A 24,972-nucleotide genomic window follows, 5' to 3' on the forward strand; every position below is an offset into this window, starting at 1 on the left:
AGACTAGCCTTCGGCGGCTTAAGCCGTAATGAGCTTAAGCTTTGACACCGGCGCCGATGGCTTTGGGCGCTTCGGCGTCAAGCGGCCAGCGCGGTCTTGCCGGCGCGTCGAGCGGGTCGGCAAGATCACGGGCCAAGCGTTCGGCGCCTGCCCAGGCAATCATGGCACCATTGTCGCCGCAAAGTTCGAACGGCGGTGCGTGGAACGAGAAGTCGTGCGCTCGGGCGACATCTACAAGGGTGGCACGCAGCGCCTTGTTGGCGGCGACGCCACCGGCGACGACGAATGGCCGCTGCCCGGCGTCCGGAAAATGCGATGCGCCCGTACGCATCGCGAGCCGCACGCGATCAGCGACGCTCTCGCACACGGCCGCCTGAAAGGAGGCGCAGAGATCGGCGATATCTTGCTCGGATAGCGGCGCGCTTTGCATGGCCGCATGTCTGACCGCCGTTTTCAAACCGGCGAATGAAAAGTGCGGGTCGCTCCGGCCTTTCATTGGGCGCGGAAGGTCGAAACGCGTGCCGTTACCGTTCGCTGCGGCTTTTTCGACGGCGGGGCCGCCGGGCATCGGCAGGCCGAGGAGCTTTGCCGTTTTGTCGAAGGCTTCGCCCAAGGCGTCGTCGATAGTCGTCGCAAGCCGGCGATACTGGCCGACGCCTTCAACGAGCAGCAGTTGCGTATGGCCACCGGAGACCAGCAGCATCAGATAAGGCGGCCGGACCCGATCGGTCAGGCCGACCGTCAGGGCGTGCGCTTCCAGATGATTGATCGCAACAAACGGGCGGCCGGTCGCGAGGGCCAGCGCCTTGCCCGTGGTGGCGCCGACGACGAGGCCGCCGATCAGTCCCGGGCCGGTGGCCGCTGCAATTCCGGTCAGGTCGCCGAGCGTTACGCCCGCTTTATCGAGAGCGGTCTTGACCAAAAGATCGAGGCTTTCGGCATGGGCGCGGGCGGCAATTTCCGGTACGACGCCGCCGTAGATCGCGTGCTTGTCGAACTGCGACAGAACGATGTTGGACAGAATTCGCCCTTCTCCCGCGGCGTTGCGGGATACAATGGCGGCGGCCGTCTCGTCGCAGCTCGTCTCAATGCCGAGAACAAGGGCGGCAGAAGGCGCAGTATCGGAAGGCTCAGACATCTGTTCAGGAACTTAACTTAGAACTTGCAGGCGCGTGGTTGGAATCCGCGCCTCTTTGGAGCATACCTGTCGCCCGAATTACCGGCATTCATCTATCGGCATTTGGGCCCGAACGCCCCGCCTAGCATCCGGAGAAACCTTTTTGCAAGCGACCCGCATCCGCATCGGGACCCGAGGCTCGCCTTTGGCCCTCGCCCAGGCGCACGAAGTCAAAGATAGGATCATCGCCGCCCATGGTCTGGCCGATGAGGCCGTCACCATTCAGGTCATCAAGACGACGGGCGACCGCGTGCTCGACCGGCCGCTGTCGGAGATCGGCGGCAAGGGTCTCTTTACGAAAGAGATCGAAGAAGCGCTGTTGACCAACGAGATCGATGTTGCCGTCCATTCGATGAAGGATATGCAGACCGTACTGCCCGACGGGCTGGTGATCGGCGCGGTGCTGCCGCGAGAAGATCCGCGCGACGCATTCATTTCTTTGCGGCATGAATCGTTCTCGAAGCTGCCGCAGAATGCGGTCGTCGGGACATCGTCGCTTCGGCGGAAGGCGCAGGTGCTGCATGCGCGCCCCGATCTGCGCGTCGTCGATTTCCGCGGCAACGTGCAGACACGGTTGCGCAAGCTGGAAGACAGTGTGGCGGAAGCAACCTTTCTGGCGGTCGCCGGTCTCAAGAGGCTGGGAATGACGGAGCGGATCACATCGCCAGTATCGATGGAGCATATGCTGCCGGCCGTGGCGCAGGGCGTGATCGGGCTTGAAATTCGCGATGGCGATGAACTCGTGACGCCGATCGTTGCAGCATTGAATGATGAGACAACGGCTTGGGCGGTCGCGGCCGAGCGGGCGTTCCTGGCGCGGCTCGAAGGGTCATGCCGGACGCCGATCGCCGGGCATGGCATCGTCGCAGGTGATGAAGTGCGCTTTCGCGGGCAACTGCTCTCGCCGGATGGCGAGAAATGCTATGACGTTTCTCGTATCGGAAATGTCAAAGATGCCCACGACCTCGGATTGTCCGCGGCCGATGAAATTTTAAACCAGGCGGATGCCGCGTTGCTTGTCCGGCCGAACGTCTGATGAACGTCATCATTACGCGCCCAATTCAAGATGCCGAACCGCTGAAAACGCGCATCGAAGAGCTTGGGTGCGAGGTAATGCTGGCGCCACTTATGGAAACCGTTGCGAACGATGTTCCGGCGGACGCGTTTGCCAATGCGACGGCAATCGTTGCGACCAGCCGTAACGCTTTGACGGCGCTTGCCGCTTCGCCTGTACTTGCCACGCTGACGCCGCTGCCGCTGTACGTCGTCGGGCCGGCAACCGCAGCTGCGGCGAGGGACATCGGTTTTGCGCGGATCGTGGAAGGGCCCGGACGGGCCGAAGATCTTGCACCGATGCTCAGGGCGCGGGCCGCGGGCGAACGTTTGATCTATCTCAGAGGCGACGTCGTCGCGTTCGATCTTGAAAGCGCGTTGGCCGAAAGTGGCGTTAACGTTGTGCCGGTGCTGGCGTATCGGTCAGTCGAAGCGGAAGCGTTGCCGCCGGATGTCATCAAAGCGCTCCAAACGGGCGGCATCGATGCGGTAACGCTGATGTCGCCGCGGACGGCGCGGATCTGGTCACGGTTGGTTGCCGCGCTGTCGCCGCCGGTACAACTTTCCGGCATAACGTATTTGTGTCTGTCCGAGCGCGTAGGTGAAGCCTTGGGGCCGATTGCAAAAATCGATATGACTCTCGTTTCTTCGCAACCTAACATCGAAGAAATGATTGCGCTCGTAAAACGTCTCGCGGCAAGCTCGAAAGCGGAGTAACAAGGCGTAAAAACAGGCCGGCTGGTCGCCCCGGCAATTGAGCCCTCTCAATAGACAGATTTTTCCGGAACACCTGGATTCCGAACCGGGACCGGACGGCATATGCGAGTTTCGTAAGGAGGCTTAGGCTCCGATGGCAGATGAGAAATCGGGTGCAGGATCAAGCGGTGGAGCGGGGAAGAAGCCCTATGCGACGCTCGACCTGAAAGCGACCGAGGTGAAGGTGTCGCCGGGCAAATCGAGCGCCGCGGCTCAGAGCGCGGCGGGCAGCGAAGTTCCGCGTCCGGCTGCTGCTGGATCTTATGCTGAGGAGCCGAAGAAGAGCGACGCCAAGGCGACGTTCGGCGCCGGCAAATACGATAAGCCCAGCTACGACAAACCCGGCGCATCTGCGTCGTCGGCGGCCTCTGCCGCCCGTGCGGCTAAGTCCGAAGAACCGAGCGTCATCGTGCAAAAACGCGGCGGCGTTTTCAGTCATCTGGCGGCCGGGATTGCCGGCGGCGGGCTGGCGTTCGCTGCCGTGCTGTGGGCCTTGCCTCAGCTTGAAATGCAGAACGGCGCGGATGCAAAGATCGCCGATCTTTCGCAACGTCTCGCGACGATCGAGAAGAACGAAAGCGCAGCACCGCCGCCACCGGATCTCAGCGGAATTCAAGCGAAGATCGCAGGCCTCGAAAATGCGACACAGAAAATTCCGTCGCTGATCGAAGGGCAGACGCGCCTCGTCGCCGAGACGAAAGCGGCGCTGGCCTCGGCCGCCTCCGACGCTGGGCAGCCGCAACTTATCGAGCGCATCGGCAAGATCGAGGATCGGCTGAAGGCGATGGCGGATGCGGGCGTCAACGATCCCAATGCGACGCGTATCGAGCAAATCGCGGGGCTGACGGGCAAAGTGTCCGATCTCGAAACGAGCCTTGCGACGCAGCTGACCGCGCTGCGGACGAACGTGACGAAGGATGTCGAGAGCCGCATTCAATCGGCGACCGAAGCCGCCGAGACGGCACGCGCGGGCACGCAGCGTATCGACAAGGATGTCGCCGGTCTCAAGACCGACGGTGTGCGGATGGAAGAAGAGATCGCGGCGTTGAAGTCGACGACCGATCACGTCGCCGCCGATCTCAAAGTTACGCAGGATCAGCTCGGAAGTCTCAAGACGGCGCTCGATGGTTTGCGTGCGGCTGCGGCGAAACCTGCCGACATTTCAGCCGCCGTGCAGCCGATCGACCAGAAGATCGCGGCGCTTGATAAAAGCGTGCAGGCGGTCGTCGAAGGCGATGCGGCGCGCAAGGAAAGCGCGAAGCGCGTTGTCCTCGCGCTTGAACTGCAGAACCTGCAGCGCACGCTCGACAGCGGGCAGAGTTTCTCGGCTCAGCTTGCCGACGTGAAGAAGGTTGCGGGGCCGACGTTCGATCTGTCAGCGCTGGAGAAGCTTCAGGACACGGGTGTGCCGACGTTGCCCGAGCTGACCAAGGAATTCCGCACGGCGGCAGACCGTGCAATCGACGCCGATTCAGAGCCGCAGGACGCGAGCGTCGTCGATCGGCTTTGGGCTGGTGCGAAATCGGTTGTGCGCGTTCGCCGGATCGATCTCAAATCCGATGACAAGAGCACGGAAGCCGTCGTCGGGCGCATGCAGGTTGCGCTGGCAGACGGTCGTCTCGGAGAGGTCATCGACCAGGGCAAGGAATTGTCACCGAAGGCGCAGGATGCGATGCGCCCCTTCCTCGACAAGGTTGCGGCGCGGGTCAGCGTCGAGACCGCGCTTCAGAACCTCAATTCACAACTGAAGTCTTCCATTGCGGGCGTCTCCCAGCAATCGGCACAGCCGTCGCCATAATCGATAAAGGGTCTGCGTCATGGTGCGCCTCGTCGTTTATCTGCTCACGATCGCCCTCATCGCCTCCGGCCTTGCCTGGCTTGCCGACAGGCCCGGCACGCTGCAAATCGTCTGGCAGGGCTACGACATCGAGACCTCGGTGTTTCGTGCCGTCGTCATCCTGGCGGCGCTGGTCGCTTCGCTGATCTTTCTGTGGTCGGTCTTCAAGACACTGTGGAACAGCCCGGCGATAATCGGCAGCCGGCTGATGCGGCATCGCGAGCGCAAAGGGCTTGATGCGCTTTCCGGGGGCATGATCGCCATCGGTGCGGGCGATAGTTCGCTTGCGGCGCGCTATGCGCTGCAGGCACGCAAGAGTCTGCCGCATGAACCGCTTACGCAACTGTTGCGCGCGCAATCGGCGGAGCTTTCCGGCGACCGCGCGTCGGCGCGGCGCATTTATGACGCGATGTTGGCGTCTCCCGAGACCGAACAGCTGGGGCTTCGCGGGCTGTTCCTCGAAGCGCAGCGGGAAGGCGCGGGCGAAGCTGCGCGGCAGTTTGCAGCGCGGGCGCTCAAGGCCAATCCGAAACTCGGTTGGTCGTCGACGGCGCTCTTTGAGCAGCAATGCAAGCAGAAGGACTGGACGGCGGCGCTGGCGACGCTCGAACACGCGCGCAAGAGCGGTCACATTCCAAAAGCCGCTGCCGATCGCAAACGCGCCGTGCTGTTGGCGGCAAAGGCGATCCCAGCCGAGGACGATACGCCCGACAAGGCGCTCGCCTGGGCGCTCGAAGCGCACGCCTTGGCGCCGGATCTCGTGCCGGCTGCCGTCGTTGCGGGTCGCATTCTGGCATCGCGCGGCAACACCTCAAAGGCGGCAAAGATCATCCAGAAGACTTGGACGAAGGCGCCGCATCCCGATCTCGCGACGGTTTACGCGCATGCGCGTGTCGGTGACAGCACGCGAGACCGGCTCGACCGCGTCCGCCAGCTCGCGGCTCTCAATCCGCATTCGATCGAAAGCCCGATCGCGGTGGCGACGACCGCGGCGGAGGCCCGACTGTACGAGGAAGCCCGCCGGGCACTGGAGCCGCTGCTCGCCGATCGCTTGACGCAACGCGTTGCGCTGTTGATGGCGCGGATAGAAGCCGGCGAGAACGGTGAAAAGGGCCGGGTGCGTGAATGGCTGGCGCGGGCGATGAACGCTGCGCGCGATCCGGTGTGGATGGCCGACGGTGTCATCTCCGATCACTGGGAGCCGATCTCGCCGGTCGATGGCCGTCTCGATGCCTTCCAATGGCGCGTGCCGGTTGAAACAAGTGATAGTGCTGGCGGCGAAATTCTGGCGACCAAGATCGACGAGTTGATCGCCATCGCCCCGGCGACGACGGAAATCAAGGCTGAAGCGCCAGCGGCTCCGGGTCGCAAGGCCGAAGCTGCAACGCCCGTCCCTGCCGAAAGCCAGCCCGTGACGGCGACGGCGGCTGCCGAACCTGAGGTCGTGACCGCCGAGCCAGTCACCGTTCCGGTGACGCCGAATTCCGACAGCGCCCCGAAGGCATCGGCGGCAAGTGCCGCCAATGGGGCCGCGCATCCAGCGGCGGTGGGACGCGGCGATGAGGTTGCAACGACAGTCAAGGCGTTGTCGCAGGAGCGCTCGCCGTCCGGGCGGGGGGATTCGGCCGTCTTCATCACGCCGCGCGCACCGGACGATCCGGGCACGGAGCCGCCGGAGCCGGAGCTTGAGCAGCCCGTCGCACGCCGGACTTTCCGGTCGGTCAACTAAGGCGCTGATCGGGTTGAGGGTCTTGGCTCGCGCTGGGTTTGCGCGGGCCTCTGTGGCAGGAATGACTTTTGAAGCAACGACCCTTGCAATTCCCGGCCGCCCAGAGTATCCCTCGCGCCTTCTCGGGGGGAACGCCCCTCCGCCGGAACAAAAGCCGCTTTAGCTCAGCCGGTAGAGCACGTCATTCGTAATGACGGGGTCGTGTGTTCGAGTCACACAAGCGGCACCACGATATCTCATAAAAATCAGAGACTTCCGAAGTTCCTTTTATTTAGTAAAAGGGAACGAAAGGGAGCCGATGTCCCTAAAAATCCCAGACTCACCGTCAAAAGTCCCAGACTCTTTCCCAGACTTTGTTCGCTCGGTGTTTCTAGCGCCAAATCGATTGCAACCAATTTCAAGCGAGGCAGGGTCGGTCCCCAAAATTGGGTTGAATATTTTACCGAGTTCACCGCTGTGCAGATGCTGCATGTGGTCGAATATCTGAGAAAAATATCAGTCTACAAAAAGCGCGATGCCGCCGGAGAGTTTATAGCACCAGCGGTAGTGCACACCGATGGCACATGCGCCGCAAACTCAGGACGGGTCGCATGTCGGTGGTAGCATCTGGATACAATCTTGAAGACCCGGCTGAATTTAAAGCGTGGTGTGTGCACTATCCGAAAGCAGCGGCTCTATTGGCTTCTGTCATTCGAAGTTGGAAAACTTCGAAGGCAAAGCTACGGGACGACCCGCACGTATGGGCTGCGTATCCACTTCGGGTATGGTGCCAGTGGACTGGACTAAAACTGCGCACCTTAGAACGGTATCTCGCATTTCTGGAGGTTCACGGCCTTATTCGACGCGAACGAGGGCCGTTCGCCGGAAACACGCTGCATACGTTTATCCGACCGACAAGGCGTGCATTGGCGCATTATCAGTTCCAAAAAACTCCTAAGTCGAAGACTTCTAAATTCGAGAATAGCAAGTCGAAGAAGGTCACTGATCCGGTAGCTTACGTCGATGCTTGGGAATGCGCCGTTGTCAAACACACAGATGCTGCCTACTGCAAGCTGACCAAAAGTGCGCGCTACCAGCTCAAAGAGGCGGTAGATGCGATGCCGCCAGAACACGTATCAAGTATCATCGAGTACAGCGTTGAGCGCTGGAACTGGTTTGGAGGTCACGTCAAATACGTGACAGAGGAGTTCACTCACTCACCGACACCCTCGACAGCGTTCTTCAAAAAGCATGTAAACGTATTCATCAACGTCTACATGAACTCCCTTAAGGTACAGGCGACCAAGAGCAATTCCGTGAAATCATCATCGTCTCAAAAGAGCGAGATAGACGTTTGCACCGATGAGTATATTGACTCACTAGAAGATTGATGGACGCGGACTATTCCGCCAGGCATTCCGCCATTTTCACCCAATTGGCGGCGCTAATGACGGATCAACTGGCGGATCGTTTGGCGGAATGCTTGGCGGAACCTAATCACTTCACTTCTCCTTACTCGCTTCTCAGTTCTCAAAAGTTACGCTCACATACGTTCGCGAACCTTCCTTGCATTGTTCAAGTGAAGTGCTCGCTTACGCTCGCATCTTGTTCCCGGAGGAGTGATAAACTCATTGAGGCTCTTATCCGGGATACGAAGCACTTCAGAAGAGTCCGCCAGCATGTGCAGTTTGCAATTCATTGCGCAGTCACCACCGCTCCTTCTATGCTTGTCGCGTCGTCGGGCTCTGCGTCGGACGACGTCCGCGATCATCATAAGAACATGCGTAGCGCCGAGAGATGCAACGATGGCTACAACCCCACCGGCAACCTCCGAAATTCCCGCCAGCGGCGATCCTCGTGTCAGCTGGAGCCGCTCCTGAACTGCACCCGCTAAACTGCTTGCTAATGATCTCATTGTTGTCTGAAACAGAGTAGGTTCCGCGGGCCATATCAAGAGCTAGCGCAGGGCAAGAAATCTTCGACCGGCCGAAAAATATATAGCGCGGCCGCTTCGCGAATATGGCCGAGAGAATTGAGGGAAAGCACGCGCGCATTGACAAGCGACCGAAGGCGTGTGGCCAATTTAACTTGCTCTGGCGTTCCTAAGTAGTCGATTATCTTTTCGTATCCGTTCAATTCGGGTTGGGCTACGAGCACGCGCGTGGCCACGCTTACGCGCGCATCGAGGTACTTGCGGAGCGCGGAGCGGACGGCTCTCAGAGACTCGGCTGAGCATACCGAACGGCCACATTGCTCCATCGCCCTGGCAAGTGGCCGGAAGCCATGTTTGATGCGGGCTCGATCACTAGAAGCGCGAATATTGGCAGTCGCAACAACCTGCGGCGACGAGTTGATCACAACATCCGCATAAGTGGCTGGCACCTTAGACTTGGTTCCCGTTACGGGATAGCAGCGGACGCTCTCGGGATTGAATGTCATGTCCGAAAGCCATGCGAGTCCAGGCGGTAAAATCAATCCAAAGAGAATGACGGCGACAGCCGCGCCGACAGCGATGGATTTGTTCAAGTCGTTCTCATTTGGAGAGTGCCAATCCATAAGACGGCGAGCTGAAATGAGCCGCTTGATGTTCCGATTGCCGACTTATCCAACGGCAGGACTTTGCTGGTGCCGACTCGATAATCGACTCTTAAGTATGACGGCAAGGTCTAGCGTTGCCAGCGTAAAAATCGAGTATCTAGAAAGGGTTAATTGAGCGCTTTTTGAGCCGGTACTCGATTTATGTCTGTGCCCATGAATTTACTGTCGGCCTTTACCGTCGTGTTGGCGTCGCTTATGCCGTCCCTCAGCCGCGCTGCGCCCGGTCCAATAGCGACGGCGAAATTTGACTTTCAAGGCGACTACACTTGGTCATCGTTTCCCGCAGTTCCGAGTGAAAAAACCGGATGGCCCGAGGGAGTGACGAACCGATCGTATCCGTGGATGCACGTTAAAACTCCCCAGACACGCCGCATCTGTGTCTGGCGCGATATCGGGAAATCACGGTTCGCATCCGATCCGAGCATTCAACCCGATAGCATCTTACTGAGCTGCACCTTCGGACCCCCGAATTCCATTGAAGCGCCTGAAACTATCGAGACGATACTCAGAGACTTTCTCACCGTCCAAATAGTGTGGATTTGGCAGGAGGCCCGGTACGTGCTCAGCCGCTTCAACGTTGACCTTTCGGTCAACGGAGTTTGGTACTTGTCGCATAATGCAGAGCGCGACATTCCACAGATCAAGCTCGAGACCGGTACGATCGAATTCCCATCGAGTCGCAACAACCCTATCCCTTTCACACTCCAAGTTGCTCTTTCGGCGCGACTTAACTCGGGTGAGCCTCAAAAGACCCCAGTTGTGCATTTTTCATTCACAGGTACGGCAGAGCCGATACCAGATTGGGTGAACTATTAATTATGGAGTACGATGAACGTCCAATTATCGTGGCTGAGAAAGAACGAGCCAAGCTTTCCGGCGGGACCGGCCGGTCGGTAAATTATTCTGGCAATCAACGAGACGGCCTGTGAGGTACCGGGCCAAAATGGTAGAGAAGTACCGAGCTACACTTTGCAATCAATTGCAAACTTAAATCGCCGCCCAACGGTCCGGAAGACGGTTGGAGTCACCATCTGTGCGGTTCGCCGATCACGGCAGTCGGCTTTCCCCCTGAAAAGCGCGCTCCTTATACCTATTCGCCGAGCGCCTACGATGGCCGCAAAAAACGGTACACGTGAGGTCGTATTACAGGCGGAATGGAACTTTCGTACACTCCTACTATCGCCGCCCACCGAGAACACGGTTACGAAGGTAGCTCTCCCTCATGATGTTCGCTCACATACGTTCGCGCTCCCACGTTCGGCGCTCAAGAGAAGAGCTCGCCTAACCCCGCTATCTGTTCCCATCGAAAATAGGACGATCCGAGGCGCTCAATTGTTGCAATTGATTGCAAAGGCAACGGAGCGCGGCGTTAACTCAGCACGTTAGCGCGACGGTAGAAGTTTCTGTGTAAGGAAAAATCGAACTCAACTAGGAAGTGAGCAGTCTATGCGCGCGAGTTTGCCTGCCTCGGCTTCGCTGATCGTATTCGCAGCCGCGTTGTTCTGGACCATTGGTCATGGCAACACGTCGGCTACCGCCATAGGGTTCACCATTGTCTACACGATCACAATCGGCGGCACCGTCGTTACAGCCCTGATCCTCGCTCAGATAGCAACAAGCAAGGTCGATCAGCTTTACGCAAGGCTGCTAGCATTCACGGCGATCTCGGTCGTGACGCTCGCGATTGCGCTAATGATTTGGTCGCTCCGGCGACCTCCACCGGACCCAATCGGCTTGTTTAGGATGCTTTTGCCGATAGCTCTCTACCCGACTATTTGTGCATGGGCAGCATACGCACTTGCTCTGTGGCGGCAGGATCGTCACACTTAGGCTGCTCGATACGCCTGCCAGCGGGGGTTCCCCGCGTTGGCGCGCAGGGCCGCCTATTTGCGCTGGCTCACTAAATCTCGTGTAGGCTCGTGATGCCCTCCGGCTACGAAAATTCCCCCGACTACGGTGGCCCCGAACCGAGCGGTAAAGAATACATTTGGTGGATAGTGGCGGCAGTTGTTGTGGTCGTAATTATTTGGCAGCTGCGAGCGTGGTTCCACTAGTTTAACTGCTGCCCGTCAATGAACTCCAAGCGCAGAAGCATCTTATCGACTTCCCGTTTGTGGTCCTGAAGTGTCTTCTTGATCGACAGCAGCAGCTCGCGGTCCGTTTCCTTCAAAGCATTCGGCGACGTCTGTTCCAGTTCTCGGATGACTGAAAGAATTCGAGTGGGATCGACTGGCACATCTGCCTCCTGCCTTGATTTCGGCGTCATTCGTCCAAAGGCCACGCGGCAGTTTTATGCAGACGGTCAATGGGCTGTTCGAGAATATCCCAGCGGTCTTCGAAGCGGGCCGCGTTCCTGGCCATCCTCATGTGGTGTTTGCCATGAGCCTTCGGTTCCGCAAACAAGTTTACATAAATCGGAAAGCGGTCTGTTCTTTGCCCGCTCTCTGTTCGAGTGGCCACGCGATACCAATAGTCTGCGTGAGCGCGCGCTATCGTCTCCGCAAACGCAACGGGCATCACGACGAAGCGACTTCCCGACTCCTTGCCACACACTACGGCGATTACGACGTCGGCTCTGAGGGGGCTTACCTTACTATTGAAGACGCCTTTTCCGTCTCTGAGGTAGGACAGGGCGCGCCCTAAATGCAGATACTTGGCGTGGCTATGGCCCCACCCTCTTCCTGCCTTAACCTGGATGGCTACTTTTTGCTGACCCTTGACCGCAATGATGTCGACGTTAGCGCTTACCTGCATTCGATCAAGGCGCACCGGGTGCCAACCACGGCGAACTAAAGCCGCTTCAACCTCTAACTCCCCTAGCAATCCGGTGTTGATTGCCTCGCTAGCGTCTGAGCGTTCCCGGGCGCTTAGTGCCCTTCATATCATCACCAAACAGGTGGAATGGCTTCGGAAGCCCGATAAGCAGAAATCATCTCAGGCGTTATGTCTGTCGGAAAGCAGAGCGGTCGCGCGCCACCTGGTTTGCTCCATGCGCTTCTGCGCCCGCACGCTTTGCCGTTCCGCATAGTGTCGCTGGGGCAAGCGCAGGGATGGCCTGTTGCTTTATAGAGCGCGATAGAACCTGCAATGATTAAGGCGGCTATCGCAGCGTCCGTGAGCACTTCCTTGGTAGTCGAGTTTTTCGGAGCTGTCTCGGTCTGCGGCGGCAAGCTGTCAGCTCGCAATGCAGCAGTGTGAAAAGCTAGGCCGCACGCGACGACAATCAAAAATTTCTTTAACATGAGATAACCCCTATTTGAGATTATCTCTTACGTTGCAGTCCGCATCAACAGGTCTGCGCGTTTCCGGTTAAAGAAGGTCCGACTGCCCCTCGTCTTTCTTCGCAGTCTTGGCCTTCTTCGTATGTGCCTGCTCGGTCATCGTCCAGTTGCCGCCGTCTTCGAAAGTCCGAAGAACCATCTTCACATCAGCAGGTCCGCCTTCGCGCTCGCCCAGCCAAACTTCCCAATCCTCTGGCCGAAGGATGGCTGGCATCCTGTCGGTAATCTTAGATATCAGCGTGTTGGCAGACGTCGTCACTTGAATGAACGTGTCTAGCGCCTCGTCGCCGTTCGTCCACTTTTCGCAGATCACAGCAATTGCAATCGGCTTTCCGTCCTTCGGCGTGATTACCCATTGCTTGGTTTTGCCGTTTGGCAGCTCTTCGCCTTCGTTGAACGTGTGCACCACGAGGATACCGCGACCGTGCATGAAGGCATTTGCAAATGTCGGCAGTCTATCGATTGTCTCGGATCGCGCGTGCATGTGCTTCGGGCGAGACGGGTTCTTGTCACCCTTAGCAGCGAAGCCCCAACGCATCGGCACGACTTCACGTTCGCCAGCGTCGTTCAGCCGAATGATGTTGGCGAAGCGCATTGGCGTGGAAACGACTTCACTATCCGTCTCTGCGAGTGGCTGAGAGAACGCGTGCACATCGCGCCATGACGACATTTGAGTGAACTTACCGCACATTCAAGCGAACCTTGCTGACACCGCCTCCGGTTATATAGTGTCGAGAGGTCCAGCGTATTGGACAGCACAATAACAAGTGATTGAGGACTGACAAATGGCGGACGACAAAAAGAAGAAAGGCGCTCAGGATCGTACTCGCATCGCTATGGGCGAGCCATATGAAGTCGCCTATTGGAAGAAGAAGTTTGGGGTGACCGGCCAAGCATTGGCAGGTGCAGTTCGCGCCACAGGTTCGAACAACGCCAAGAAGGTCGAGGCTTACCTCAAAAACAAAAAGTGATGGGCGTCAGCCGGGGGGATTAGCCGACGCCCTGAACTGGTGGCACGGGGGAAGTGCTGATCCAGTCAAACGCACCTGAGGGATTGGGTGCTAAAATTTTTATACACTACACTGATCATTCAAACTCCCAAAAATTCACTTGGAAGAGAAAAAATAGTTGCTGCGCTGCGAACTATCGGGCGCTTCCCCTACCAGTCAGCATCGTATGCGCGGTAAGTACGCCTGACGACATAGAAACCGTCAGGGCCATACACGGCCGGGCCCGGATAATAACGAGGTCCAGGGTAATAGACGACCGGCGGCGGATATGCTGCAACCGGTGGTCCGTAGTAGTAAGCACCGTAAGCAGGATATGGCGCATAGTACGGGTAAGGGCCGGGATACCAATAGCGGCGGTGGTTGACCTCAACGACCGCGCTCGGCTTCTTCGGTAGCGGCGATACAAAATTCGCAGCTGCGGCCGAACTGACCGGAACAACATAGACGACAGCTGACAATGCAGCAGCTATTGAAGTCGATGCGAAGATCACTTTACGCATGAGACACTCCAGACATTGTCCGGCCCCGTCCAGCGCACTCTGACGATCCTTCAATCCACTTCGGCTGTCAAAAGATTTGAATGCTGCTTTGCATATTGAGCATTCGACGCCCGCAGCCACACAAACTGGTTAGCTCTCTGTCTCGCATACCTAGTCAAGTGCTCCCTGCTTCGTTCGCCGTAATGCGACAGGTCCACGAGCGCTTGCGCCACTTCCTCGTCCAGCCCTTCAAAATCAAATGCTGGGTTCATCGAGACAGTCTCTTCGACAATGTGCTTCCGAATTTCTAGCAACATCGCCGTCGTCGCTTCGTCGTGTTGAGCACCTTCGATCTGCTTGCGAGCTGGTGACATCGTTTCCTCCCTCGTTGACCATGTTCTCTTTTTGTTCTACGCATGAGAGATGGTCAGACGCAAGGGCGAAATGCGCAATCGCGACGTCGATATCGGGTGGCCGCATCAGGTGGCGCTGCCCGCTAACGTGACTTCGGGAAAAGCTCACGATGTAGTGCGTGCGTTTTGCAAAGACCTATCGCTTTGCCCGCGTGGCCATACGTTCTTTCGTGACAATCAGTGGATCAATGTTTGGTGCTTCGCTGAAGAGGAACATGCGCTGAAGTTTATCGCACGGTTTGGCGGCGAAATGATTGCTGTTGAAGACAGACCACGGTGGCCAGGGAAGGTTAGAGGTAAGTAGTCCCAAAGCGATGACCATGATCGCGCCGCTCCGCCCAGCTCCGTTGCATAGCCTCGAGCGATGACGGATGGTTAAGCCCAACTTGCGACGTCCGAAATTCCTGCCAGCAACGTTCCCCGCATTAGCGAAAGCCGGGCTGCTTGTGCCAGCTTCGGAGAGTGCTGAAAATCGAAAGCTCAGAAGAGCAGTTCTGAGGTTATCAATGAAACCCAACTGATGCTCTTCGGGTGTGGCGTTGCAGAATTTGACGGACCTGCATCGCAACATCTGCTTTCTCGAAACGGGCAGGCACTTCGACGAGTGCAACTCCGGCCGTGCGGAATGCTTCTCGTTTGACTGCATCGCGCATCAGCGCCGTCCCTTGGTAATGACCATTGCCCTGATATTCGACCGCAAGTACAGCGTGTCCTGTTGCATTGACGATGACGAAGTCCGCACGCTTGCTGTTGATAGAGCGGTAGGCGAGATCGGAAGCCGTCTCACTCCAGAGCTGACGCTTTGGCTTAAGGATTTCGCCGAGGCTGGTCTGCGCCATCACTCGAAACCCCGAATTCAAGTCTCGAACCACCGCCTCAAGCACCAGCAGGACCTGGAACTCACCTTTGTTAAGCAGCGGCTGAGTCTCAAATTGCACTCGCGAAACGAATTCCAACTGTTTCTTGGGATCGGCAACGTGATTGTCTGACGCTAACGTCGGCAATCTTCGTATGCGCGGGCGTCGTAAACTGCGAAATGGGCCAAGGTACACCAATCCCGCTATTGCGAGAAACAATAGCCAGAGGCCAAGAGACCGATCGAACGGATTGCCGGTGGTTAGAAGCGCTTCCATGCTGTGGCCGCCGTGCGGGACAAGGGCGAAGCAGATTAGGTCCCAAAGGCAAATAAAGTACTTCGCGACGCTGTATTGGTCGTAGCCAATTGAAGCGAATTGGCTAGCCAGAGGGACAGAGCATGGAAGGCTACATCCGGTTCAGCCTTCGTCTCTTTCGCTGCTCAATCGGACGTGGAAATCGACAAGAAAAACAATATGTTGCTGCCCCCTGGCGCGGCGGCGCTATTTCTTCGGCCCAAGCGAAAAACTGATCGACGTATCGCGCCCATCGGACCCAACAGCGAGTCTCGGAGAGTCGATCTCGATTAGGTACGGCAGAGCCGATACCAGATTGGGTGAACTATTGATAATGGGGGCCGATGAATATCCAATTATCCAGGCGGAAAACGAACAACGCAAAGCGCGGATGCGTTAGATCGGCTTTGCAATCAATTGCAAAGTTCGCCCTCTATTGCGCTAAGACGTGCCACGCTAAGCGGCGTGGGTGCTGCTCTTGTCACACCAAAATCGGTACATGTCGCCGAAGAGATTTGGATTGCGCTTCTCCAGCTCTGCCCATTGTTTAAGTTTTCCGGGCCACTCGACCAACGGCAGCACTTCTTTGAGCTTCACGAAGTCCTGCACATTCATGAAGCCTCGAAAATTGAGGCCATTACTACTCATAAATGTCGCGATCTCTGGAAGAGAATGGTTTCGTTCACTCACATGGAGGAATAAGTCCCGGAATGCGCTCGTGCTGTAAAGGTCGCGGATACCAAAGTATTCGTCTCGCAGTTTGCCGTCCGGCCGCTTTACCAAAGACTGCCGATAATTTCGCAGCTCTCGATTGGAGCAATTTGGTCCCGGATAGTCTTCGGCGTTTTTCAGCTCCGCCAAATAGCGACGAGCAATTCTACTGTACAAACCGATCAGCATGATACCGCTACTTGAGAGGCAGGTCTTTAGAATTGTCCACCCGCGAAACGGGTCTTGCATGTGGTGAAGCACGCCGACACATTCGATCACATCGAACCGTTCTTTGAATTCGGCCGTATTTTCTAAGTCTAAGATGTCTGCCTGCAAAAATTGAACATTTGGGATCGAGAGCCTCTCGGCCATGCGGGAAGCGTAACCGAGGCTCGCTCTTGAAATGTCAATCGCGGTCACCCTCGCATTCGGCCCATAGACGGTAGCGGCGGCTAACGCTTGTAATCCTGTTCCGCATCCCGCGATCAGCAATTCGAAAGGTTCATCGAGGAATTTAAGGCGGTCGCGGTCAAAGAATTGACGCAACGTTCCCTGCCACTCGGCCTTGTTGGTCAACACCCCAAGGCTCGTCCAGCGCGGATATGGCGCACTTTCATATTGGTCTCTGACCGCCTGCGAGGTCGCATTCGCATTCGCATTCGCAACCGCAGCGATCTTCGGCACATTCGCGGAGTGTGAGCGTTCAAGCTTATCCTCGCGCAACCGATCGAGAGCAAAGTCGCGGACAATATTCGGTTTCACTCTTCGAACCGAAACCTCGTCAATCCCTTCGCCCAGCCACGTAGAGACGGGTGCGTAGGTTGCGGCGATGCCTAATTTGATCCCGGAGCTGACATCACCACTCGTAAAGTCAATTCCGGAAAATCGTTCTCTCAGCGCACATTCCTCGTCGTCACTCGTCGCCCAAACGTATTCGTTGATCCAGCACTGCTCCGCCAACGTAATGACAAATGAGGAGAGCGTGCGATCCTGAAAGCGACTTTCCGGCACTTCAAGTAATAGGGTCCGCCTCAATGCGATAAGCAAGCACTCGAGTTCGGGCATGCGGATAATGTTGTCGCGAAGAGCCGTACGAAAAAGATTATCGGCCAGTAGTGGACTTGTACGCTTTAAACATAAGTCGCGAGCCGCGACGAGCCATCCTTGCGATCGTCCAAGATCGAGGCTTGGTTTCAAAGGATCGCCGCGCGCCATCGAGTAGATGAATGCTTCCGCGATCTGATCTCGGTTGACGAGATCGAATTTCAAAGCGGCCTGCACTCCGAACCTGTTGAGTTTCACAGTGCCGGGCAGTGATCGCCGCGTCACAAGTGCGCCGAGGTGTCGAGCGGCCTCTATCATGGCAGGCTGCAATCGCAACGCCTCAGTGAGTTGCTCTCCTGCGCCACCAAAATCGCCAAGCGCTTCCATGACGAGTGCTAAATGGTAACGCCCCAGCGCCGAGCGAGGAGCTAAATCGACAGCACTTTGGAAGTAGGTTTTTGCAGCTTTGAAATCTCCACGGTCCACCGCTGCTGATCCTAGCTTGGACCAAGTATCTTCTTCCGGTTCCTTGACCTGCTGATGCGCCATAGCCGATCCCCCGAGCGCGCAGAATACGTATGCAGTCTAAAGACTATACGTACTCAGATGATCTGCGTGCAAACATCATCGCATTACGGAACGCTGTTTATTTGAAGTAATCTCTGAGCGGGGAGCGGGGTATACGCTGGCCAATGGAGGTGGTTTGGCTAGCCAGAGGGACAGAGCTTGGAAGGCTACATCCGGTTCAGCCTTCGTCTCTTTCGCTGCTCGATCCGATGCGAAAATAATCGGTCAAAACAATATGTTGTATGGCCCGGGCACAGCTGTGATCTTTCTTTTGGATTACGCGAAAAACTGATCAACTATCCGGCCCAAACGAAGCGCATTAGTTATGTTCCTCCCGTCAAGATTTTGAGTCGGGGATGATTGGGAAATGCAGGGGCGAGGAATGCCACTTCTTGTAAGTGGCACGATGGAGAAGGGTGTCTCAGTCAACGGCCTGTCGCGATGCGATTTAAAAAAGAAGGGCGAGGCTGGCTATAACGAAAGATGGGTGCAGGAGCTGGTGCATAAAGCCCCTTCCGTTTTGCCCATAATCGACATCGAGCCGTCGTTCTTCCCAGTGGCACCAGTTTGCATCGAGTTGCCGCTCGCATCCGGCTACCTGGATAATCTGTTGATCACTCCCACGGGTGACATTATCGCGGTCGAATGCAAGCTGTGGCGGAACGGCGAAGCCCGGCGCGAAGTGATCGCTCAAATCATCGATTATGCCAAGGACCTCCAGGCACTCAGCTTCGAAGATTTTCAAGATGCCATTCGCAAGGCACGGAAGGAGCCGAAGTTCAATCTACATGCTTCTGCGTCGGACACCGTAGACGAGGGTGGTCGGCTCGAAGAGCAAAAGTTCGTCGACACCGTATCCCGAAATTTGCGCCGCGGACGATTTTTGCTTCTCATCGTGGGTGACGGCATCACAGAAAACGCTCGGGGTCTAACCGAGTTTTTGCAGCAGCACGCCGGATTACATTTCTCCTTGGCAATGGTTGAACTCGCGGTTCATGAGATGCCGGAAGGTGGAAAATGGCTCGTCGTTCCCAGCGTTCCACTCCGTACTGAAACGATCGTCCGAGGCATCGTACAATTTGAGTCTGGAGCCGTCGCTATTGCCGCCCCACCTCGTTCCGTCAAATCGGAAACGCCGTCGACCCTTAGCGAAGAGAGCCTATTCGAGGCTCTTGACCGGAAGCGCCCAGGAACGACCGAGCAACTGATCGCATTTCTAGCGAGCTGCGATGATCTCAATGTTCATTGGGAAGTCGTCAAACACTTCGTCGTTCGAATGACGTCAGACGCCGCTCGCATCACTGTATTCGTAATAAATCCCGACGGTCTGGTTGATATGGGCTATGCGCCGGGCATGAAAACCTTCTATCGCGCCTTCGTCGAAAAAGTCGTCGCCGCAGTTCCTGGGACCGTTGCGAAGGAAACAGAGAAGTCGGTTTTCGCCAAGAAAGCGAACGGTTCTCTGCTTACGGTTTGGGACCTTCTGGACAACAGCTCAGGCATCCGACTCGCCCTCGAAGCGTTACGCCAGCAGCTTGAAACCTTCGATGAAACTCAGACTTCGGAATAACAGTCGACCGCGATGACCTACGCCTTTAGAGATAGCGCCCGTTCCAACTACTTGATTAGTCGGACGGGTTTTCTCGTAGGCAGTTTGGGTTGCGAGGGCGTAACCTCGTTAAAATCCGCATTGAACAAGTCTCGAACGACGGCGAGGGTTTTGCAGTCATCCGGATAGCGACTTGCTCCGCGGTGTGGCAGCTCGACTTCCAACAGCGGAATAGGGACAAGTGTTCGTCGGGAAACATGCTGACGTCGACCGCTAGGTGGTGCACGTCGCTATCCCCCGACTCTTGCCGAGTTCTAGCAATATTATCCCACGACGGCTCGTGCGAATCGTTCCCTTCCGCTAAGGCTGTCAATAGCTCCAACTGGAAGTAGTGCTGCGTTTGCTGCGGAACGGATTGCGATTGAATGGATTCGCCCAATCCTTCTGATGACCAGGCCTTTACGATAACGCCGGGCGCTGCATTGCCCGACGGCGGGGACGCGCTGAAATCTGCGATCGCCGCGATGTTGGGAGATCATTCGGGGCTGGCGGCGCGGATCCGAACTTTGGAGAATACGAATAGGAGCGGCCACGCGCGCACCCACATTCGCGTCCACTATCTCGCGTTCAGGGACGGAAAGCCGACGCTGGATGAGCTGGTCGAGGCGCTTGAACCGAAACTGGTCGGCTTCTGCCTACCGCGCGCCGAAATCAACGATACGCTCGGCCAGATCGACACGTTGACCCGACAGCAAGTGTTGGAACGAATCAGCGCACTTGCCGGACGGGCGCGGCGTCTCTTCATCAAAACGAGGATTGCGACTGGTCGCAGCGGAGAAGCCGGTGAACTGCTGCTCTATCTGCTAACCGAGTGGATCCTGGCCGCGCCGCAGCTCATTGCTAAGATGAGCCTGAAGACGAATTCGCAGATGCCAGTGCATGGCTCCGATGGCATTCACATCCGCTATGATGAGGCGGAGCAGACGTTGTTGCTGTTCTGGGGAGAGGCCAAGGTCCATCAGTCGATCAAAAAGGCTATCGGTGCGGCGGCGACGTCCATGGCGGCGTTTTTCCGCGATCAACTGGCCGCAGAGATCGTACTGGTAAAGGCTCACCATCATATGGCGGATCTGTCGAGCGAGGCGCGTGAAGCCCCACTTAGCCACCTTGACCCTTACTCGGAGAAATCGAACTCTCGCAAAGACATTTCAACATGCCTGATCATGTTCGACTTCGATGCGGCGCTCGAGCAGCACGCGCCAGAGAACCGCGAGACGGCGTTCCGCGCGACGTTGCTTGCGTCCATCGGGGCGGCGATTGCCGAGTTTGACGCGGTGGCGACCTCCGCAGGGCTTGATCAGCACAATGTCGAGCTCTTCTTCCTGCCGGTGCCATCGGTCGACGACTTCAGGAGGGCCTTCCAGAAACTAATTGGATGGCCTGAATGATCAATGAGCTAGGTGATAGGATCTGGAAGAACACTGCGTTCCATCGCGAGTGCGAAGAGCTGCACACGGAATGGCTTCAGAGAGAACTCAAGACAGCGCCGACGTCGGCGCTGTCAGATGCGGCGCTGATCCGGTTGTTGCGCGCAGCCGCCGTGCTGTCGCTTTCCAGCGACGACGACCGGCGTGATGCGGCGTATCGCATCGCAGCCTCGTCGTTCGACCTGCGGCGGATGACCCATCCGGGGGCGTCAGCTATAGCCAATGTCATCCTCGGCCGACTGGGAAACTTTCCGGCCGTCCATCTCGTCAACGGCATGGGCGATGCGTCGGCCTTCACGCCGTTGTCCCTGCTGGCAGAGGAGGAGAACCGTCGCGCCAAGAATGAGGTGCTGGTTTCCGGCAAGACGACCACGCTCACGGATTTTCAGCGGGAGCTGTGGCGCGACCTGAAGTCGGGAGCTTCTGTGGGCATATCGGCCCCGACCTCGGCGGGCAAGTCATTTGTTGTGTTGGCGCATTTGGAAGAGCGAGCGAAAATTGGCGGCGCTTTTCGAGCGGTCTTTCTGGTTCCTTCGAGGGCGCTCATCACGCAGATTACGGACGACATTTCGACTTGGTCTCTGCGTCTGGCGGAGAACCCCGTCGCGTTGCTGACGATGCCTCTTTCCGCCGATATGCCGTTGCCGGACAGATCGATTTTTGTGTTCACGCAAGAGCGCCTGCATCTGACGCAGATCAACCATCCGACGCTGAGCTTTGATCTGATCGTAGTTGATGAGGCGCATGCTTTAGCAGAAGCGCCGCGCGGCATCTTGCTGGCAAGCGCTCTGGATGAGGCGCTGCGGCGCAGCCCGAATGCCCAGGTCCTCTTCGCAAGCCCGAACGTGGCCAACACGGAGGTGTATGGATCGTATTTCGGATTGCAGGGGTTCAGAGCACGGACAACGACTGCCAAAGCGGTCGCGCAGAATATCCTGTTCGTCGACTCGCCGTCCGCTCGCAAGAAGCTTGTGAGCATCCGCTCACCGAGATCCGAGCGGGGAACGACGGTTGCTCAGGTAGAGCTTGCCCAGCGTCCGACGACGACTTCGGCCAAGTTAATCTCGGTCTCTCTTGCCCTCGGTGGCGGCGCTCCTTCACTGGTTTACGCAAACGGGCCTGATGTTGCGGAGAAGATCGCCGCCGGCCTGGCCAATGGCCTGCCGCAAGGGAAAGAGGATGAAGCTCTTACAGAGCTGGCAGACTTCATCGAGGAAGCCGTCCATGCCGAGTATGCGCTCGCGCCTGCGATACGGCACCGCGTCGGTTTCCACTACGGGCGCATCCCCGCCCCGGTCCGCAAGGCGGTCGAGATCGCGTTCAGCAACGGCAGCCTGAAGTATCTCGTAACGACAAGTACATTGCTGCAAGGCGTCAACTTTCCAGCCAAGAACCTGTTTATTTGTGACCCACGCCAGGGAGACACCAATGCGATGTTGGCGGTGGACTTCTGGAACTTGGCAGGCCGTGCGGGCCGGCTCGGCAAGGAATTCCAAGGCAACGTTTTTCTTATCGACTATGAAACGTGGAAAGCAAAACCACTGGACGCCAGTCGCGCTATTCAGATCGAACCTGCGGCTGTGCGGCACGTCGACAGCCGAAAGGCTGAACTGCTGGACTGCATCTGGGAGACGAACCCACAACAAGAACGTCCAAAAACGGATGGGCTCGAAGGGATCTTCACCCAACTCCTCATCGACCTGAAGCAGGGGCGCATCGAGCAATCGCTGGCCCGGTTGTCGCCGGCCGGAGGGTTGGAAGATGTCGAAGCCGCGCTGATCCACGCGGACTCGGTCATCTCTCTCCCTGTCTCGGTTCTTCAGCAGTCTCCAACGATCTCCGCGCACCGGCAGCAGAGATTGTACGCGTATCTCAAGCAAAGGATGGCGACGGGGCCAACAAACGTCTTCATCAGCTATATCCCCGAGCATCCACGTGTCGGTTCAGCCGCGTACAAATCGTACTCGGATATTTTCAAAATTTGCCATTCGGAGCTACTTGGGTACCCTGCAAAGGACAAGCGGCACACGCGCTTTGCCGCTATTGCCCTCCAGTGGATGCGCGGTGAGCCGCTTCCAACCATCATCGATGCGGGTCGCAAATATGCGCCGGAAAAGAAGATGGAGAGCCATATTCGCGGTGTGCTGCACGACATCGAACATGGGATTAGATTCACCTATGTTCGGCTGATGACGTGCTACATTGCTGTGTTGGCGGAGGTTCTGAGCGAAATCGGGCGCGCGGATCTTGTGGCGACCATCCCAAATATTCCTCTCTACCTGGAAATGGGCGAGTGCAGAAAGCAGGCCGTCTCCCTGATGGCGGTTGGGTTGTCGAGAATAGCAGCCTCAAAAATCCTCCCTTCAATGCCGCCGAACTTAGAGGCTGTCGAAGACGTCCGGCAATGGCTTTTGTCGGTTGATCCAGCCACATTCAATTTGTCAACCATATTACTGGGCGAGGTCTTGCGAGCACTTGGTATCCCGGCAAAAGAATCGCCACGCCAAAGAGCATCGTGATGTGGGATACGGTCCTTACCCCTTGATCAAGATAATTGAGGCGGGTGTCGATCACGCGCTGCGCTACTCTGGTCGTGTCGAGCACCAGGGTAAGTTCTCGACCGCTAAGACGCCGAGGTCGGTGAAATGCTTCGCCCTTCTACGCTTTCGACTTTGGAAGCTTATATTTTGCGCATCGAGCGGAGGGTGAAGTGACCGGAGTACCATGGATTGGTCAATACGCGCGCAGCAAAGCCTCGCGACCGGTCCGCTTGCTTAATCCGGACTTCATGAAGCCGGGCGATATCATCCTCGAGTCCGGAACGAGCCCTTTATCGGCCCTGATTCGCGGGTTCGACGGCGGGCCGTTCAGCCATGCCATAATGTGGCTGGGACCGATCCTCCTGGTCGAGGCCGATGTGACCATGGGCGTGCGGGTGTTCGCATTTACGCGAAAGCCGATCACAGATTCTTCTAGGTACATCCTTCTCCGCCACGACGATGAAGCTCTGGCGGCACGAGCCGCCGTGAATGCGCAGAGCCTCGCTCAGCGGCGGTACGGGCACTTGGGCGCAGCACTGTCGAAACTACCCAGCCGTCGCAGTCGCCAGAGCAAGTCTAAGCGCCTGTTCTGCTCGCAGGTCGTGGCAAGAGCTTATCAGGAAGCGGGTGCGCCGCTCTTCGATCTGCATCACCATGTCATCACACCGAATATGTTGCCACGCGGGAAGGGACTCAGGAAGCACACGCTCGAACTCATCGACGCCGAACAACTGTTCGATTCCGCGGGCGCACTCACGAGGAAATACAAAGACCGGAAATCGTTGCCGCATCGGGATGCCATCCTGGCGCGGAGCTTTACCTCCAAAGCGATTCACCACTTCGAGAGCGCAGGGAAAACCAGCCCGGCCAATCTGCAAGAAGTTCTCATCGGCGCAGAGGAGCTTCAGGGACGAGCCCTTAAAGGTCTCAACGATCTAATAGAAAGCGAGATAAACGCCGGATCGATGTTTCTTGACAATAGCGCCGAGTTCAAACTCCTTCGAGACTGGCTTGACGATGCGATAGCGCATGCGACCGCAAATCCGATGTCAGGCACCACAGCTGAGATGGTCGTCGAACACTTTCGGCGTGCGGCTTCCGGCTGGGCTGCTAAAGCCAAAGAATTCGAAGCGTTAGAAAATCACTACATGAAGGACAGCGTTCTTAAAGACATGTCGGCCGGCCGGCTGCTCATGGAGCAATTTGGAACCCGTCGTCGTAGCTTCGAGGAACTAATCACAAAGGTGTTCGAACTGACTAATTTGCGAAGTTGACGGTACGCTCAATCGAAGCTCGCCGGGTCACGGAGAGGTCGACTTCTGATACCGACGCACGCACCTAAAACCGGGCCCGATCGGCTGCGCATTTTGTATCCCGTACTGTAGCCGTGACCATGATCACCGCTATTGGGATTTAACGACATTCGCGAAGCTAGATAGCTCAAGTTGCGTGCCGACTGTTCTTGGCCCTGAGCGGAAGTGGACGGCATCGTCTGCATTGCCGACCGAGACCGTACATCTTTTCGATCGTGTTCAAATGCTCTTCCCCTAGTGGAACAACTTCATCTACACACGCTCTTTGAGCTGAATTGGTGCCGAGTCATGAACCGTG

At 57.2% G+C, this 24,972-nt stretch carries 18 protein-coding genes and 1 tRNA gene; 12 read left to right on the forward strand and 7 right to left on the reverse strand.

The features are described 5' to 3' along the window. Positions 1-34: 34 nt before the first annotated feature. A complete protein-coding gene (gene tsaD, locus RLW41_RS10430) occupies positions 35-1,138 on the reverse strand; it encodes a tRNA (adenosine(37)-N6)-threonylcarbamoyltransferase complex transferase subunit TsaD (protein ID WP_414464462.1) in 1,104 nt (367 codons plus the stop codon). Between the two features lie 142 nt (positions 1,139-1,280). On the opposite strand from tsaD, the gene hemC reads away from it, so the two are divergent. From hemC to RLW41_RS10465, 7 genes are all read left to right on the forward strand, one after another. Next, a complete protein-coding gene (hemC, locus tag RLW41_RS10435) occupies positions 1,281-2,213 on the forward strand; it encodes a hydroxymethylbilane synthase (RefSeq protein WP_414464463.1) in 933 nt (310 codons plus the stop codon). After that, entirely contained in the window at positions 2,213-2,947 is a 735-nt protein-coding gene (locus RLW41_RS10440; RefSeq protein ID WP_414464464.1) for a uroporphyrinogen-III synthase, read from the forward strand. Before hemC ends, RLW41_RS10440 begins: the two co-directional genes overlap by 1 nt. A gap of 133 nt (positions 2,948-3,080) precedes the next feature. Next, a complete protein-coding gene (locus RLW41_RS10445; RefSeq protein WP_414464465.1) occupies positions 3,081-4,784 on the forward strand; it encodes a COG4223 family protein in 1,704 nt (567 codons plus the stop codon). Positions 4,785-4,803: 19 nt separating this feature from the next. After that, entirely contained in the window at positions 4,804-6,552 is a 1,749-nt protein-coding gene (locus RLW41_RS10450) for a heme biosynthesis protein HemY (protein ID WP_414464466.1), read from the forward strand. Positions 6,553-6,705: 153 nt separating this feature from the next. Then, positions 6,706-6,781: transfer RNA gene (locus tag RLW41_RS10455), tRNA-Thr, on the forward strand. A 361-nt stretch (positions 6,782-7,142) separates the two neighbouring features. Beyond that, positions 7,143-7,922 carry a hypothetical protein gene (locus RLW41_RS10460; protein ID WP_414464467.1) on the forward strand — a complete coding sequence of 260 codons (780 nt, stop codon included), beginning with the start codon at positions 7,143-7,145 and terminating at the stop codon, positions 7,920-7,922. A 2,653-nt stretch (positions 7,923-10,575) separates the two neighbouring features. After that, positions 10,576-10,959, forward strand: coding sequence for a hypothetical protein (locus RLW41_RS10465; RefSeq protein ID WP_414464468.1), 384 nt, complete (start codon positions 10,576-10,578; stop codon positions 10,957-10,959). A gap of 220 nt (positions 10,960-11,179) precedes the next feature. Here the strand turns inward: RLW41_RS10465 and RLW41_RS10470 are convergent, their stop codons facing one another. After that, positions 11,180-11,365, reverse strand: a complete 186-nt coding sequence (locus tag RLW41_RS10470; protein ID WP_414464469.1) for a hypothetical protein — start codon at positions 11,363-11,365, stop codon at positions 11,180-11,182. 1,073 nt (positions 11,366-12,438) lie between these two features. Next, a complete protein-coding gene (locus RLW41_RS10475; protein ID WP_414464470.1) occupies positions 12,439-13,101 on the reverse strand; it encodes an SOS response-associated peptidase in 663 nt (220 codons plus the stop codon). Positions 13,102-13,195: 94 nt separating this feature from the next. Here RLW41_RS10475 and RLW41_RS10480 point away from each other — a divergent pair, with 94 nt between their 5' ends. Then, positions 13,196-13,381 (forward strand): DUF3606 domain-containing protein, encoded by a 186-nt coding sequence (locus RLW41_RS10480; protein WP_414464471.1) that lies wholly within the window; start codon positions 13,196-13,198, stop codon positions 13,379-13,381. A gap of 188 nt (positions 13,382-13,569) precedes the next feature. Here the strand turns inward: RLW41_RS10480 and RLW41_RS10485 are convergent, their stop codons facing one another. From RLW41_RS10485 to RLW41_RS10500, 4 genes are all read right to left on the reverse strand, one after another. Then, entirely contained in the window at positions 13,570-13,920 is a 351-nt protein-coding gene (locus RLW41_RS10485; RefSeq protein WP_414464472.1) for a hypothetical protein, read from the reverse strand. A 50-nt stretch (positions 13,921-13,970) separates the two neighbouring features. Next, positions 13,971-14,273, reverse strand: a complete 303-nt coding sequence (locus RLW41_RS10490; RefSeq protein WP_414464473.1) for a hypothetical protein — start codon at positions 14,271-14,273, stop codon at positions 13,971-13,973. Between the two features lie 542 nt (positions 14,274-14,815). Further along, on the reverse strand, positions 14,816-15,445 hold the full coding sequence (locus tag RLW41_RS10495) for a DUF2726 domain-containing protein (RefSeq protein WP_414464474.1): 630 nt from the start codon (positions 15,443-15,445) through the stop codon (positions 14,816-14,818). A 474-nt stretch (positions 15,446-15,919) separates the two neighbouring features. Further along, on the reverse strand, positions 15,920-17,767 hold the full coding sequence (locus RLW41_RS10500; RefSeq protein WP_414464475.1) for a methyltransferase domain-containing protein: 1,848 nt from the start codon (positions 17,765-17,767) through the stop codon (positions 15,920-15,922). A 400-nt stretch (positions 17,768-18,167) separates the two neighbouring features. Here RLW41_RS10500 and RLW41_RS10505 point away from each other — a divergent pair, with 400 nt between their 5' ends. The 4 genes from RLW41_RS10505 to RLW41_RS10520 all read left to right on the forward strand — a co-directional run bounded on the left by RLW41_RS10505 (position 18,168) and on the right by RLW41_RS10520 (position 24,635). Continuing rightward, positions 18,168-19,355, forward strand: a complete 1,188-nt coding sequence (locus RLW41_RS10505) for a hypothetical protein (RefSeq protein WP_414464476.1) — start codon at positions 18,168-18,170, stop codon at positions 19,353-19,355. 404 nt (positions 19,356-19,759) lie between these two features. Then, a complete protein-coding gene (locus RLW41_RS10510) occupies positions 19,760-20,782 on the forward strand; it encodes a DUF1837 domain-containing protein (RefSeq protein WP_414464477.1) in 1,023 nt (340 codons plus the stop codon). Further along, positions 20,779-23,340 carry a DEAD/DEAH box helicase gene (locus RLW41_RS10515; protein WP_414464478.1) on the forward strand — a complete coding sequence of 854 codons (2,562 nt, stop codon included), beginning with the start codon at positions 20,779-20,781 and terminating at the stop codon, positions 23,338-23,340. The genes RLW41_RS10510 and RLW41_RS10515 overlap by 4 nt, the downstream gene beginning before the upstream one ends. Positions 23,341-23,531: 191 nt before the next feature. Then, a complete protein-coding gene (locus tag RLW41_RS10520) occupies positions 23,532-24,635 on the forward strand; it encodes a hypothetical protein (RefSeq protein WP_414464479.1) in 1,104 nt (367 codons plus the stop codon). Positions 24,636-24,972 lie beyond the last annotated feature (337 nt).

Origin of the sequence: Hyphomicrobium sp. DY-1, assembly GCF_047497105.1 — a bacterium.
In the GTDB taxonomy this organism is placed as follows: domain Bacteria; phylum Pseudomonadota; class Alphaproteobacteria; order Rhizobiales; family Hyphomicrobiaceae; genus Hyphomicrobium_B.

Bases quoted from the DNA above. Each gene is read 5' to 3' on its own strand.
- RLW41_RS10465 (WP_414464468.1), top strand. From the start codon at position 10,576: ATGCGCGCGAGTTTGCCTGCCTCGGCTTCGCTGATCGTATTCGCAGCC.
- RLW41_RS10515 (WP_414464478.1), top strand. From the start codon at position 20,779: ATGATCAATGAGCTAGGTGATAGGATCTGGAAGAACACTGCGTTCCAT.
- RLW41_RS10475 (WP_414464470.1), bottom strand. From the start codon at position 13,101: ATGTGCGGTAAGTTCACTCAAATGTCGTCATGGCGCGATGTGCACGCG.
- RLW41_RS10485 (WP_414464472.1), bottom strand. From the start codon at position 13,920: ATGCGTAAAGTGATCTTCGCATCGACTTCAATAGCTGCTGCATTGTCA.
- RLW41_RS10490 (WP_414464473.1), bottom strand. From the start codon at position 14,273: ATGTCACCAGCTCGCAAGCAGATCGAAGGTGCTCAACACGACGAAGCG.
- RLW41_RS10505 (WP_414464476.1), top strand. From the start codon at position 18,168: ATGCCACTTCTTGTAAGTGGCACGATGGAGAAGGGTGTCTCAGTCAAC.
- RLW41_RS10480 (WP_414464471.1), top strand. From the start codon at position 13,196: ATGGCGGACGACAAAAAGAAGAAAGGCGCTCAGGATCGTACTCGCATC.
- RLW41_RS10500 (WP_414464475.1), bottom strand. From the start codon at position 17,767: ATGGCGCATCAGCAGGTCAAGGAACCGGAAGAAGATACTTGGTCCAAG.
- RLW41_RS10440 (WP_414464464.1), top strand. From the start codon at position 2,213: ATGAACGTCATCATTACGCGCCCAATTCAAGATGCCGAACCGCTGAAA.
- tsaD (WP_414464462.1), bottom strand. From the start codon at position 1,138: ATGTCTGAGCCTTCCGATACTGCGCCTTCTGCCGCCCTTGTTCTCGGC.
- RLW41_RS10445 (WP_414464465.1), top strand. From the start codon at position 3,081: ATGGCAGATGAGAAATCGGGTGCAGGATCAAGCGGTGGAGCGGGGAAG.
- RLW41_RS10510 (WP_414464477.1), top strand. From the start codon at position 19,760: ATGGATTCGCCCAATCCTTCTGATGACCAGGCCTTTACGATAACGCCG.
- RLW41_RS10460 (WP_414464467.1), top strand. From the start codon at position 7,143: ATGTCGGTGGTAGCATCTGGATACAATCTTGAAGACCCGGCTGAATTT.
- RLW41_RS10495 (WP_414464474.1), bottom strand. From the start codon at position 15,445: ATGGAAGCGCTTCTAACCACCGGCAATCCGTTCGATCGGTCTCTTGGC.
- RLW41_RS10450 (WP_414464466.1), top strand. From the start codon at position 4,804: ATGGTGCGCCTCGTCGTTTATCTGCTCACGATCGCCCTCATCGCCTCC.